Here is a 12,885-nt window from a genome sequence, read left to right as displayed (position 1 = left end):
ACCTCCCTTTGTCGCTTGAAATGGATTGGACTCAAGTACACACTCTATAGCTACTATAGAGTCAAGGGACTTCGGCCCGACATCATGAACATTCAGATCGGTGAATTCGCCAAGCGCACGGCCTGCCCGATTCAAACCATCCGGTACTACGAGCGCGAAGGCCTGTTGCCGCCGCCGGACCGCAGCTCGGGCAACTTCCGGCTGTACAGCGAGCGGCACATTGAGCGGCTGCAGTTCATCCTCCACTGCCGGTCATTGGACATGCCGCTGAACGACGTGCGGACACTCCTGCGCTACCGCGAGCGACCGGACGAGGATTGCGGCGCGGTGAACACCCTCCTGGACAAGCACATCGAGGAAGTCGAGCGGCGTATCGAGGCACTGGGGGTGTTAAAGCACCATTTGTGCGCGCTGCGCGAGACCTGTTCCGACGGGCGAGCTGCAGAAGCTTGCGGAATCCTGCAGGGGTTGTCCGAAGGTAGCGGCACGTGCACTGGAGACGGCACGCACCGCTGACACGAAGGGGAATGGCCGAACGGGTTCGCTATGTGGGGTCGCCTCAGAAAACGGAAAATAAAGCACGCTAAGCCGGTTGCAGCGGTCGTAGCGGCCTGAACTTGCCCGCGCCGATCTTGGCGCTGCTGCGCCAGAGGTAATCGCCGGTGAGGTTGATGTGCTCCCAACCGAGCGGCGACAGGTACTGCAACAGCGCGTCATCAACGGCATGGCCGTTGCCACGCAGCGCGTGCGCAGCCCGTTCCAGATAGACCGTGTTCCACAACACGACGGCAGCCGTTACCAGATTGAGGCCGCTAGCCCGGTAGCGCTGCTGCTCGAAACTGCGGTCGCGGATTTCACCCAGGCGGTTGAAAAACACTGCCCTGGCCAGCGCATTGCGCGCCTCGCCCTTGTTCAGGCCGGCATGCACGCGGCGGCGCAGTTCCACGCTTTGCAGCCAGTCCAGGATGAACAGCGTGCGCTCGATGCGGCCCAGCTCGCGGAGCGCCACGGCCAGGCCGTTCTGGCGTGGGTAGCTGCCGAGCTTTCGGAGCATCAGGGAGGCCGTCACCGTGCCCTGCTTGATCGAGGTGGCCAGCCGCAGGATTTCGTCCCAATGGGCGCGGACGTGCTTGATGTTGAGCGTGCCGCCGATCATGGGTTTCAGCGCGTCATAGGCGGCGTCGCCCTTCGGGATGTAGAGCTTGGTGTCGCCCAGGTCGCGGATGCGCGGCGCGAAGCGGAAGCCCAGGAGGTGCATCAGGGCGAAGACGTGATCGGTGAAGCCCGCCGTGTCGGTGTAATGCTCCTCGATCCGCAAGTCGGACTCGTGGTACAGCAGGCCGTCGAGCACGTAGGTCGAATCGCGCACGCCGACGTTCACGACCTTGGTGTGAAATGGCGCGTACTGGTCAGAAATGTGGGTGTAGAACGTCCGCCCTGGGCTGCTCCCGTATTTCGGGTTGATGTGGCCGGTGCTCTCGGCCTTGCTGCCGGTGCGGAAGTTCTGGCCGTCCGACGATGAGGTGGTGCCGTCGCCCCAGTGCTCGGCGAAGGGATGGCGGAACTGTGCGTTGACCAGATCGGCCAGCGCCGCCCCGTAGGTTTCGTCGCGGATGTGCCAGGCTTGCAGCCAAGCCAGCTTGGCGTAGGTCGTGCCGGGGCAAGACTCCGCCATCTTGGTCAGGCCCAGGTTGATCGCGTCGGCGAGGATCGTGGTCAGCAACAGGTTCTTGTCTTTGGCCGGGTCGCCCGATTTCAGATGCGCGAAATGCCGAGTGAAGCCCGTCCATTCGTCCACCTCCAGCAGCAGTTCGGTGATCTTGACGTGCGGCAGGATCATTGCCGTCTGGTCGATCAGCGCTTGGGCGGTGTCGGGTACCGCCGCGTCGAGCGGCGTGATCTTCAAGCCTGACTCGGTGATGATGGCGTCCGGCAGCTCGTTGGCCGTCGCCATACGGTTGACGGTGGCAAGCTGTGTTTCCAGCAGCGTCAGCCGGTCGTTCAGGTACCGGTTGCAGTCGGTGGCCACGGCCAGCGGCAATTCGCTGGCCTGCTTGAGGCTGGCGAATTTCGCGGGCGGCACCAGGTAGTCCTCGAAGTCCTTGAACTGGCGCGACCCCTGCACCCAGATGTCGCCGGAACGCAACGCGTTCTTCATCTCCGACAGCGCGCACAGTTCGTAGTAGCGCCGGTCGATGCCGGTGTCGGTCATGACCAGCTTCTGCCAGCGCGGCTTGATGAACTCGGTCGGCGCGTCGGCGGGCACCTTGCGGGCGTTGTCGCTGTTCATGCCGCGCAGCACCTCGATGGCGTCGAGCACGTCCTTCGCGGCGGGAGCGGCCCGCAGCTTGAGCACGGCAAGGAATTCCGGCGCGTAGCGGCGCAGCGTGGCGTAGCTTTCGCCGATGCGGTGCAGGAAATCGAAGTCCTCGGGCTGCGCAAGCTTCTGCGCTTCGGTGACGCTCTCGGCGAAGGCATCCCAGGACATGACGGCCTCGATGGCGGCGAACGGATCGCGGCCCGCCTGCTTGGCCTCGATCAGCGCCTGGCCGATGCGGCCGAACAGCCGCACCTTGGCGTTGATCGCCTTGCCGGACGCCTGGAATTGCTGCTGATGCTTGTTCTTGGCGGCGTTGAACAGCTTGCCCAGGATGCGGTCGTGCAGGTCGATGATTTCGTCGGTGACGGTGGCCATGCCCTCGATGGCAAGCGCCACCAGGGTGGCATAGCGTCGCTGCGCCTCGAACTTGGCCAGGTCGGCGGGCGTCATCTGGCCACCCTCACGGGCGATCTTGAGCAGGCGGTTCTGGTGCACCGACCGCTCGATGCCAGAAGGCAGGTCGAGCGCCTGCCACGCTTTGAGGCGTTCGATGTGTTCCAGCATGTGCCGCGAATTCGGTTTGACGGGCGATTGGCGCAGCCAGGCCAGCCAGGTCGTTTTGCCGTTGTCCCGACGCTTGAGCAGATCGTCGAGGCGGCGGCGATGCGCGTCCGACAGCGGTTCGGCCAAGGCATCGTAGATGCGCCGGTTGGCGCGGGTGATTGCTTCGGCGCTCGCCCGCTCGACGGCGTTGAGGGCAGGCAGAATGACCGACTGCTGCCGCAGGTGCTCGATCAAGGTGCTGGCCAGCACGATGCCCTTGTCGGTCTGCAAGGCCATCTCGGTCAGCAACTGGACGGCCTGCCGGTAGTGGCCCATGGTAAAGGGCTGGAAGCCGAACACCGTTTGCAGTTCGACCAGGTGCTCGCGCCGGGTCTGCTCCCGCTGCCCGTATTCGTCCCAGCTTTCGACGCTGACCTTGAGCTGGTCGGCGACCAGTTTCAACAAGGGCGGAAACGGCGGCTCATCGACGCCCAGGATGACACCAGGAAAGCGCAGGTAACAGAGCTGCACGGCGAAGCCCAGCCGGTTGGCCGGGCCGCGCCGCTGCCGGATGATGGAGAGGTCGGTTTCGCTGAACGTGTAGTGACGGATCAACTCATCCTTGGTGTCCGGCAACGCCAGCAGGCTTTCGCGCTCGGCGGCGGACAGGATTGAACGACGTGGCATATTTACTGATCCGTTCTCAAGTATTGATACAGGGTTTCGCGACTGATTCCGAATTCACGAGCCAGCTTGGTCTTTTGCTCGCCAGCCTCGACACGTTGGCGCAGTTCGGCAATACGCTCAGACGACAGGGATTTCTTCCTGCCACGGTAGGCCCCGCGCTGCTTGGCGAGCGCGATGCCCTCGCGCTGCCGCTCGCGGATCAAGGCGCGTTCGAACTCGGCGAACGCGCCCATTACCGACAGCATCAGGTTCGCCATCGGCGAGTCCTCGCCGGTGAAGGTCAAATGCTCCTTAAGGAACTCGATGCGTACGCCGCGCTGGGTGAGGCCCTGCACCAGGCGGCGCAGGTCGTCGAGGTTGCGCGCCAGACGATCCATGCTGTGCACCACGACCGTGTCGCCTTCGCGCACGAAGGCGAGCAGCCGTTCCAGTTCGGGCCGCCGTGTGTCCTTGCCCGACGCCTTGTCGGTGAACACTTTATCCACCTGGATCTGTTCGAGCTGCCGTTCTGGGTTCTGGTCGAAGCTGCTGACGCGGACGTAACCGATGCGCTGACCGTGCAAGGTATCCTCCTGAGGGAAATGTGTCAGGAAGAAATCTATGACCCTTGACGGCGTATGTCAATCAATTCGGAAGGCAACTCTATTCTGACGATTTAGCGCCGGATGGTCTGACGCCAAGTTAGGGTATGCCTCAATCTGACGGTAGCGAGTCGCAGGCGTTCGGATCGGCATCGGTTTCGTTCCCTGTCTTGGCACGCGCTTCGAAGCGTTGATAACACTCCAACCCGCAGAAGTGCTCGACGTATTCCGCGCCTTCCGGGGTGAAGGCGGCATCGAGCGGGATTTCCTTGCAGCACACGCAGCAACTGGTGGTGGTCGAGTCACTTGCATTCATGGTGGCACCCCTCCATTGACTGACGAAGACGGCGAATGCCGCCGCCGGCATTGGCTTCGCGAACAGGAAGCCTTGTCCTGTGTCGCAGTCCGCTTGTCGCAATAGATCAAGACTCGCCGATGTTTCCACGCCTTCAGCCACCACATCCATGCCCAGCCCGTGCGCAAGCTGAATCACGGTGTGCACGATGGTTTGGTCGCGGCGGTCGTTGGCGAGCCCGGCGACAAACGATTGGTCGATCTTGAGCGTGCTGATTGGGCAGCACTTCAGATGTTGCAGACAGGAATACCCCGTCCCGAAGTCATCGGCGGCGAAGCGCACACCGATCTGCCGCAAGGCGTCCAGGGCGGGGAAGATCGCCGGATCACCAAACGCGACCGATTCGGTCAGCTCGATTTCGAGATACTCGGCGGGCAACTCGGCATCAGCCAGCACGCCCTTTACCCACCCGTCGAAGTCCGGTCCCACTTGGCTCGCCGAAACATTGACGGCCAGCCGGAACGGTCGCCATGCCAGCATTCGCCAGTCACGCATCTGGCGGCAGGCTTCGCCCAGCACCCAAGCGCCGATTTCAGGCATCAGGCCGGACGATTCGACCACGGGCAGGAACTGGCCCGGTGGCAATAGTCCAAGCGTCGGATGACGCCAGCGCAACAGGGCTTCCGCGCCGACAATCCCACCACTGCGCAGATCGACGACGGGCTGGTAGTGCAGTTCAAGCTGCCCGCGCTCGACCGCTTGGGCCAGTTCCGGCGTCGTCCATCCATCCGGCCGGAAAGCGCTCATTCTCTTTCCCTGAATGCCCGCAACGCCCGCGACAGGGACAGAAGGAACAGGCCGGTCAAACCGAGCGCCGCGATGACCCAATGCTCGCCGAGGAAAGCACCGGCGGTTGTGCCGGCCAGCACGACAGCGAGGATGGGCAGGTGGCAGGGGCAAGTCAGCACAGCCAGTCCGCCCCACAGGTAGCCGGTGATCGGTTTGTGCGTCTCGGACGGCAAGCGCTCGGGGTTGTTCATGGCAGACTCTCCGCGTGCTGTGCCGGCTCGGTCGGCAGGGTGGCCAACTGCACTTCCAGATCGGCCAACGCTTCGCGCCGACGCTCGACGAACTGACGCAGCAGGGCAAGCTGCGCGGCCGCTTCGTCGCCGTCCGCCGCATCCAGCGCCCGGCACAGCCGCGCCAGCGCGTCGAGGCCGATGCCCGCCTCGAAGGCCGCCCGCACGAAGCACAGCCGTTGCAAGGCGGCGTCATCGAACAAGCCGTAGCCGCCTGGTGTGCACGCCACCGGGCGCAGCAATCCGCGCAGCAGGTAGTCGCGCACGATATGCACGCTCACCCCGGCATCAAGAGCCAGCCGGGACACCGTGTAGGCGTTCATTGAACACCTCCTTTTTCTCACCCGGCGCAGCAGGAAAGCTGCTTCACATCCTTGTTGAAGGTCTGCGCCGCGAGCTTCAACCCCTCGACCATCGTCAGGTAGGGGAACAACTGGTCGGCCAGTTCCTGCACCGTCATGCGGTTGCGAATGGCCAGAGCCGCCGTCTGGATCAGTTCACCCGCTTCCGGCGCGACCGCCTGTACGCCGATCAGCCGATGGCTGCCTTCCTCGATAACCAACTTGATGAAGCCGCGTGTGTCGAAGTTGGCGAGCGCACGCGGCACGTTGTCCAAGGTCAAGGTGCGGCTGTCGGTCTCGATCCCGTCGTGGTGGGCTTCCGCCTCGCTGTAGCCCACGGTCGCCACTTGCGGATCGGTGAACACCACGGCCGGCATTGCGGTCAGGTCGAGCGCCGCATCGCCGCCGGTCATGTTGATCGCGGCACGGGTGCCGGCCGCTGCCGCCACATAGACGAACTGCGGCTGGTCGGTGCAGTCGCCGGCCGCGTAGATGTTCGGGTTGCTCGTGCGCATGCCTTGGTCGATGACGATGGCACCTTGCGCATTGACAGTGACCCCCGCTGCGTCCAGCGCGAGGCTGCGCGTGTTCGGTGTCCGACCGGTGGCAACCAGCAGTTTGTCGGCGCGCAATTCACCGTGCGTGGTGGTCAGCACGAATTCACCGTCCATATGGGCGACCTGGCTGGCTTGCGTGTGCTCCAGCACCTCGATGCCCTCGGCACGGAAAGCGGCTGTCACCGCCTCGCCGATGGCCGGGTCTTCACGGAAGAACAAGGTATTGCGCGCCAGGACCGTGACCTTGCTGCCCAGCCGGGCAAAGGCTTGCGCCAGCTCCAGCGCCACCACCGACGAGCCGATTACGGCAAGGCGTTCGGGAATGGTGTCGCTCGCCAGGGCCTCGGTGGAAGTCCAGTAGGGTGACTCTTTCAAGCCCGGAATCGGCGGGACCGCCGGGCTGGCACCCGTGGCGACCAGGCAGCGGTCGAACATCACGACGCGCTCGCCACCCTCGTTCAAACGGACGGTAAGGCTCTGGTCGTCCTTGAAGCGCGCCTCACCGTGCACAACGGTGATGGCCGGATTACCGCCCAGGATGCCTTCGTACTTGGCGTGCCGCAGTTCGTCGACGCGGGCCTGCTGCTGGGCCAGCAGCTTACTGCGGTCAATCGTAGGCACAGTTGCCGCAATACCGCCATCGAACGGGCTTTCCCGGCGCAGATGGGCGATGTGGGCGGCGCGGATCATGATCTTGGACGGCACACAGCCGACATTGACGCAGGTGCCGCCGATGGTGCCGCGCTCGATCAGCGTGACCTGCGCGCCTTGCTCGACGGCCTTCAGCGCCGCCGCCATCGCGGCTCCACCGCTGCCAATGACCGCTACCTGCACCGGGGGCTCGTTGCCACTGTGCTTTTCGGCGGCGGCCATCCATCCCCGCACCTTGTCGAGCAGTCCGACGCGGTTGTCCGCCAGTGGCGCATCGGCTAGCGTTGCCTTGTAGCCCAGTCCGGCCACGGCGGCAGTCAGCGCGTCCGGCGATGTGCCCGGCACGATGGCGAGTTGCGCTGTGCCCTTCGGATAGGACACCAGCGCCGACTGCACGCCTGGCACTTTTTCCAGCGCTTCCTTGACGTGCGCCGCGCACGAGTCGCAAGTCATGCCGGTGATTTTTAGATGGGTCATGCAACAGATCCTTTATCGTTTGTGGCGCCAGACAATGACGTCCGTTGTGCTGCGGTGCCGTTTTCAGTGACTCACTGCTTGACGCTGGACGGATAGCCCGCGTCTGCGGTTGCCTTGGTCAGCTTCTGCACGCTGGTCTTGGCATCGTCGAAGGTGACGACCGCTTGGCGTGTCTCGAAAGTCACGTCAACTTTGCTGACGCCTTCGACCTTGGAAATCGCCTTCTTGACAGTGATCGGGCAGGCGGAGCAGGTCATGCCCGGTACGGACAGCGTGACGGTCTGGGTGGCGGCCCAGACGGGGGCAACAACGGCGGCGAGGGCGAGGGAGGCAAACAGTTTCTTCATGGTGAACTCCGATCAGTAGAAAAATGGCATGACGTAGGGAAATCCGAGCGCGACCAGAACCAGCGCGGCCACGATCCAGAAAATGAGCTTGTAAGTAGCTCGCACTTGGGGAATCGCGCAGACCTCACCCGGTTTGCAGGCCGCTGCCTGCCGGTAGATGCGCCGCCAGGCGAAGAACAACGCCACCAGCGCCACGCCGATAAAGATGGGGCGATAGGGTTCCAACACCGCCAAGTTGCCGATCCAAGCGCCGCTGAACCCCAAGGCGATCAGAACCAACGGCCCGAGGCAGCAAGCCGAGGCGAGGATGGCGGCAAGCCCTCCAGTGAAGAGCGCGCCGCGCCCGGTTTTTGGTTCAGACATGCGCTTGTCCTTTCGAATTGAAATTGGATAGCGTAACCTTACTTCCGTACTCATGTACGGAGTCAAGCGATATGGAAAACAATTTGGAGAACCTGACCATTGGCGTTTTCGCCAAGGCGGCCGGGGTCAATGTGGAGACCATCCGTTTCTATCAGCGCAAGGGCTTGTTGCTGGAGCCTGACAAGCCCTATGGCAGCATCCGCCGCTATGGCGAGGCGGATGTAACGCGGGTGCGCTTCGTGAAATCAGCCCAGCGGCTGGGCTTCAGCCTGGATGAGATCGCCGAGCTGCTGCGGCTGGAGGATGGCACCCATTGCGAGGAAGCCAGCAGTCTGGCCGAGCACAAGCTCAAGGACGTGCGCGAGAAAATGGCTGACCTGGCGCGCATGGAGGCCGTGCTGTCTGAGTTGGTGTGCGCCTGCCATGCGCGAAGGGGGAACGTTTCCTGCCCGCTGATCGCGTCACTACAGGGTGGAGCAAGCTTGGCAGGTTCGGCTATGCCTTAGCGTGCTTTATTTTCCGTTTTCTGAGACGACCCCACGTTGGGTCGTCAAACGACACCAATGTATGACACCACGCTGCAACTCGACCCGATGGGCTTCGCGCCGCGCTACTCGCTCTTCAAGATGGATGACGTCTTGGCGGGTCGCGCTGACAATGCTATCAAGTACCGTGGCATCTTCAGTGGCCTGACGGTCACCGGCCTCTACAGCTTTAGCCGCACCGGCGGCGGCGAAGTGCCGGGGAACTACAAGGTCGATCGAAACATGGGCGTATCGCTCATGTATGAAACCGGCGCCCTCGCTGTCGGCGCGGTGTACGACGAGATCCAGGGCAGCACCGTCGCCACGGCCGACCGCAAGGACCGCCGCGCTCTAATTGGCGCGAGCTACGCTTTCGGACCGGCTAAGGCATTTATTGGTTATCGCTGGTACAACGGCAATGTCGGTGCGCTGCCGACGAACGGTTCTAACATTTACTGGGCCGGCCTGCGCTATGGCCTGACGCCCGCACTGACGCTGACCGGCGCCGCCTACTACACGGACAGCCGCAATTCTGGCGCAGACCCGTTCCTGTTCGTTGCCTCGGCAGATTACGCTTTCTCGAAGCGTACCGATGTGTATATGAACGTCGGTTATGCACTGAACCGCGGCAACTCGCAGCTGGGCATGAACGGCTACAACTCGACGACCGGCAGCCCGACCAACGTTGTCCCTGGCAAGGATCAGACCGGCGTCGTCGTAGGCGTACGCCACAAGTTCTGAGCGAGCTCAAAAGAATCGACACTTTCTTGTTAATTCAAGAGAGTTTGTGCCTCCCAACCGGGAGGCATTTTTTTATGACAGGATCGTAATACGCGGGTAATTCAGTGGAGCAGGTCCGGTAGCTAGACTGTGAACACGGTGAGCGATTAGAGACTCACAAACATTGACTCCGGAGAGATTCCATGAAGACGATTCACACTGCCCTGATTGCTGCTGCCCTCACGATTGCTGCCGCCGGCTCCGCCATCGCTGCTACCCCTGATGGCCAGATCCACCGTCCCCGCGACCCCTACACCGACGGCGGACGCGCCGCAGTCAACGACATTTACGCCGGCGGTGCACGCATCGACAAGCGCGACGTGTTCACCGACGGCGCACGCCTCGGCCAGCGTGACGTATTTACCGACGGCTCGCGTATTGGGCCGCGTGATGTGTTCACCGATGGCGCACGCGGAATTTGACGCAAGCCGTCCCTGAAACTCAGACCGACCTCTGTGGGGGAGCCAGGCACCCGTCAGTTGCTTGGCTCTTGGTGCTCTTTCGCTTTATCCCGATGGCGAAAGCTTCCGAAGCTTGCCCTCCCCGGAGGGCAAGCTTTTTTTCCCTCCATCGGCGTCAATCCGGTGCCGTTCATGATGCGGTGGCGCGTGCTACAACTTCCCATCGCCTCGTGTATTGCTAAGCGGCAGAACCGACGCCAATGACGATGAAAAAGGCCCCGCATTGTGCGGGGCCTGTAGTTCACCGGTTCAGCAACGTTCAGCCACCTGTGAAGAGGTCGCTTCTATCAATATAGACGCGCACGCCAGCGCTACCCGGCAGATCCGGCATCAACAAGCCAAGGTCCACACTCGTATCCCTGACCATCTGGGCGAAGGTCCATGCGACGATCTTCTCGCCGGCCCGAAACGCCACCGTCTCGCCAGAGTCCACGTTGACATACCGCATCCCTGGCTTCACGTCGATAATGCGACTGGCCTGAGATTGGCCGGCTGGATCGCCATACAAGGTCGCGTGACGCTTCGCCATCGCCTGCGCCGTCGCCGTCGACGCAGGCACGCCCGGTTTCAACCCGGTCATTTCCAAAGCATACGAAGCCGACATCCCACCCAACAGCAACGCCGCAAACAGCAAGGCGTGTTTCTTCGTTTTCATAGTCATCTTCTAGAGACTTCGTTGATCTATGAAAACGAGTGTATAAATTGTACGCATGCTGCAGCCTTGCCCGGCGATTACAAATAGGCAATCGGGCTCATTGCACCACTCTACCCAACGACTGGTCGGTCCTGACTCGGCCTACCCACCGAAACCCGCGCTGAGGCTTCAGCACCGTTGAGCGGGAAGCGCAATGTAAAGCGTGTCTTCCCATCCAAGCCGCTCACGGCTGACGCGTCGCCGCCATGGAGCTCCATGATCGACAGGACGATGGCCAGGCCCAGCCCCGTGGACTGTGACGAGTTGGATCTCGCCCTATCCCCACGGAAGAACCGATCAAAGATGAGGGAAAGTTCCCGCTCCGGGATTGGGTCTCCAACGTTCGTGATGTCGATGCAACAATGTGCCGCTTCGCGGCGCACCACCAGATCTATCATCGAATTCGGCCACGCATGACGGACCGCATTTGACAGAACATTGTTGATCGCACGCTGGAACAGAATGGCATCAGCGACCAGGGTGGCATCCCCGCTTACCCTGATTACGACGCTTCGCTCCTCTGCAAGCACCGAAAAGTAGGCGGACAACTTGCGAAGTTCTGCATTCAACTGGAGTTCCGTCAACTCGAGCGCCACATTGGCACTGTCAGCTCGCGCGAGGAACAACATCGCATCGATCATCCTCGCAAGTCGCTGGTATTCGACCAGGCTTTCCTCCACCAAGGCGACATACTCGGGCCCGGTGCGGTCTCGTGACAAGGCGACCTCGGCATGTCCAATGAGGTTGTTAAGCGGCGTGCGCAAATCATGGGCAAGATCGGCGGAGAACCGCGACAGCTTCTGATAACCATCCTCGAGGCGTTGCAGCATCGCATTGAACGCAGAGGCGATATCACGCACTTCGGTGGGCTTGGGTGGCATGTCCACCCGGTAGCTCAGCCGTTCCACACTGATCCGGTTGATCTGCTTGATAAGTACGTGCGCCGGCTCCAGCTCACGGCGCGTAATGGCCGCCCCCACCAGGGCCGTCAATATCACACCGACGGTGGTACCAAGCACGAGCGTCGTCCGGAATCGCGCAGTCACCTGCTTCCTGTCCTCGCCAGACTTCGCCACGAACACCGTCGCCCGCGTACCGTCTCGCCCCAACACCGCATCGGCGGACTGGAACATGAGCGATGACTTTCCCGTGACCGCCGCTTGGTCAGTGCCTTCCAGCAATGCATCGTTGCCCGTGCGAAACAAAAGCCGGCCATCCAGCGCCGTGACGCGAACGATGAGGTCCGAGTAACCTCGCACCAGATCATCGAAGCGATGCTGCGCCGCCGGGACGCCCTGCACCCCGTCCACCTCGCGCAAGAAATGCTCGACCTGTTCGAGTTTTCCCTTTACAACCTCATCGTCTCTGGCCTCGAGTTGCGCGGCGAGCGAGTAGTAAGCAAAGGCGCCCATGCTGGCCAGCGCGATAGACAGTACCAATGCAAAGAAGAGCCCAAGCCGCCTCGTCAGTGACAGCGGGGTTATCGAAGTCCCGGGCCTCATTCCGTCACCGGCCGCGCTCTGGGTCGAGGACATAGCCCATTCCCCGTACGGTATGGATCAGCTTTTGATCGAAGGGATCATCCACCTTGGATCTCAGGCGCCGGATCGCGACGTCAACGACATTGGTATCCGTGTCGAAGTTGACGTCCCAGACCTGGGACGCGATCGTGGTTCGCGACAGCACCTCCCCTCTCCGGCGCATGAGCAGGTGCAACAGCGAGAACTCCTGATTCGTCAATTCAATGCGGGTAGTTCCCCGGAATACCCGCCTTCCAAGCACGTCGATGTCCAGATCGGCAATGCGCAATCGCTCGGACTCCTTCGAGGTGCTTTGGCGCAAGCAACGCCGGATACGGGCAAGGAGCTCGGCAAAGGCGAAGGGCTTGACCAGGTAATCGTCTGCCCCCAACTCGAAGCCTCTGACACGATCCGCCACATCATCCAGCGCCGTCAGAAACAGTACGGGTGTCTCGGACTTGGATCGAATGGACTTGATGACCGTCCACCCGTCCATACCTGGCAGCATGACGTCCAGGATGATGACGTCGTAGTCGGTCTCTTCCGCCATGTGGAGCCCATCGCCACCATTGTTCGCGATGTCGACCACGAAACCCGACTCCGACAATCCCTTCTGCAAATACTCCGCAGTACGCGGTTCGTCTTCTACAACAAGTACCCGCACC

The 12,885-nt window shown here is 62.1% G+C and carries 14 protein-coding genes and 1 pseudogene; 4 read left to right on the top strand and 11 right to left on the bottom strand.

Going from position 1 to position 12,885, the window contains the following annotated elements; translation table 11 throughout:
- Window positions 1-84: 84 nt before the first annotated feature.
- Window positions 85-516, top strand: coding sequence for a Cd(II)/Pb(II)-responsive transcriptional regulator (gene cadR / locus A6M56_RS00710; protein ID WP_009277754.1), 432 nt, complete (start codon window positions 85-87; stop codon window positions 514-516).
- A 67-nt stretch (window positions 517-583) separates the two neighbouring features.
- On the opposite strand, the gene A6M56_RS00705 is transcribed toward cadR, so the two are convergent.
- From A6M56_RS00705 to merT, 8 genes are all read right to left on the bottom strand, one after another.
- Window positions 584-3,550 (bottom strand): Tn3 family transposase, encoded by a 2,967-nt coding sequence (locus A6M56_RS00705; RefSeq protein ID WP_001138070.1) that lies wholly within the window; start codon window positions 3,548-3,550, stop codon window positions 584-586.
- 2 nt (window positions 3,551-3,552) lie between these two features.
- Entirely contained in the window at window positions 3,553-4,113 is a 561-nt protein-coding gene (locus A6M56_RS00700) for a recombinase family protein (protein ID WP_003124096.1), read from the bottom strand.
- 130 nt (window positions 4,114-4,243) lie between these two features.
- Window positions 4,244-5,233: a DUF3330 domain-containing protein gene (locus A6M56_RS00690; RefSeq protein WP_003132006.1), complete on the bottom strand. Its 990-nt coding sequence runs from the start codon at window positions 5,231-5,233 to the stop codon at window positions 4,244-4,246.
- Complete coding sequence (merE, locus tag A6M56_RS00685; RefSeq protein WP_003132004.1) at window positions 5,230-5,466, bottom strand: broad-spectrum mercury transporter MerE; 237 nt, start codon at window positions 5,464-5,466, stop codon at window positions 5,230-5,232. Before merE ends, A6M56_RS00690 begins: the two co-directional genes overlap by 4 nt.
- Window positions 5,463-5,828 carry a mercury resistance co-regulator MerD gene (merD, locus tag A6M56_RS00680; protein WP_000995360.1) on the bottom strand — a complete coding sequence of 122 codons (366 nt, stop codon included), beginning with the start codon at window positions 5,826-5,828 and terminating at the stop codon, window positions 5,463-5,465. Before merD ends, merE begins: the two co-directional genes overlap by 4 nt.
- A gap of 17 nt (window positions 5,829-5,845) precedes the next feature.
- Complete coding sequence (merA, locus tag A6M56_RS00675; RefSeq protein ID WP_003156770.1) at window positions 5,846-7,531, bottom strand: mercury(II) reductase; 1,686 nt, start codon at window positions 7,529-7,531, stop codon at window positions 5,846-5,848.
- Between the two features lie 71 nt (window positions 7,532-7,602).
- Window positions 7,603-7,878 carry a mercury resistance system periplasmic binding protein MerP gene (gene merP / locus A6M56_RS00670; protein ID WP_003131987.1) on the bottom strand — a complete coding sequence of 92 codons (276 nt, stop codon included), beginning with the start codon at window positions 7,876-7,878 and terminating at the stop codon, window positions 7,603-7,605.
- Between the two features lie 12 nt (window positions 7,879-7,890).
- Window positions 7,891-8,241, bottom strand: coding sequence for a mercuric ion transporter MerT (merT, locus tag A6M56_RS00665; RefSeq protein ID WP_003131974.1), 351 nt, complete (start codon window positions 8,239-8,241; stop codon window positions 7,891-7,893).
- Window positions 8,242-8,312: 71 nt separating this feature from the next.
- Here merT and merR point away from each other — a divergent pair, with 71 nt between their 5' ends.
- The 3 genes and pseudogenes from merR (at window position 8,313) to A6M56_RS00650 (ending at window position 9,967) form a co-directional block, all read left to right on the top strand.
- Complete coding sequence (merR, locus tag A6M56_RS00660) at window positions 8,313-8,747, top strand: mercury resistance transcriptional regulator MerR (protein ID WP_003131969.1); 435 nt, start codon at window positions 8,313-8,315, stop codon at window positions 8,745-8,747.
- Between the two features lie 33 nt (window positions 8,748-8,780).
- A pseudogene (locus A6M56_RS00655) lies at window positions 8,781-9,506 on the top strand (porin); the annotation flags it as partial.
- A gap of 182 nt (window positions 9,507-9,688) precedes the next feature.
- Entirely contained in the window at window positions 9,689-9,967 is a 279-nt protein-coding gene (locus A6M56_RS00650; RefSeq protein WP_008646716.1) for a hypothetical protein, read from the top strand.
- A 298-nt stretch (window positions 9,968-10,265) separates the two neighbouring features.
- Here the strand turns inward: A6M56_RS00650 and czcE are convergent, their stop codons facing one another.
- The 3 genes from czcE to czcR all read right to left on the bottom strand — a co-directional run bounded on the left by czcE (window position 10,266) and on the right by czcR (window position 12,884).
- Window positions 10,266-10,667, bottom strand: a complete 402-nt coding sequence (gene czcE, locus A6M56_RS00645) for a copper-binding periplasmic protein CzcE (RefSeq protein ID WP_011514820.1) — start codon at window positions 10,665-10,667, stop codon at window positions 10,266-10,268.
- A 104-nt stretch (window positions 10,668-10,771) separates the two neighbouring features.
- Entirely contained in the window at window positions 10,772-12,202 is a 1,431-nt protein-coding gene (gene czcS / locus A6M56_RS00640) for a sensor histidine kinase CzcS (protein WP_011229349.1), read from the bottom strand.
- Window positions 12,203-12,206: 4 nt separating this feature from the next.
- Window positions 12,207-12,884: a heavy metal homeostasis two-component system response regulator CzcR gene (czcR, locus tag A6M56_RS00635; protein ID WP_008646724.1), complete on the bottom strand. Its 678-nt coding sequence runs from the start codon at window positions 12,882-12,884 to the stop codon at window positions 12,207-12,209.
- Between the last annotated feature and the right edge of the window lies 1 nt (window position 12,885).

The organism is Ralstonia sp. RL (assembly GCF_001683835.1).
GTDB classification, from domain to species: Bacteria; Pseudomonadota; Gammaproteobacteria; order Burkholderiales; family Burkholderiaceae; genus Ralstonia; species Ralstonia mannitolilytica.
Note: the sequence above shows the minus strand (reverse complement) of the source record. Positions and strands in the feature narration are given on the sequence as shown.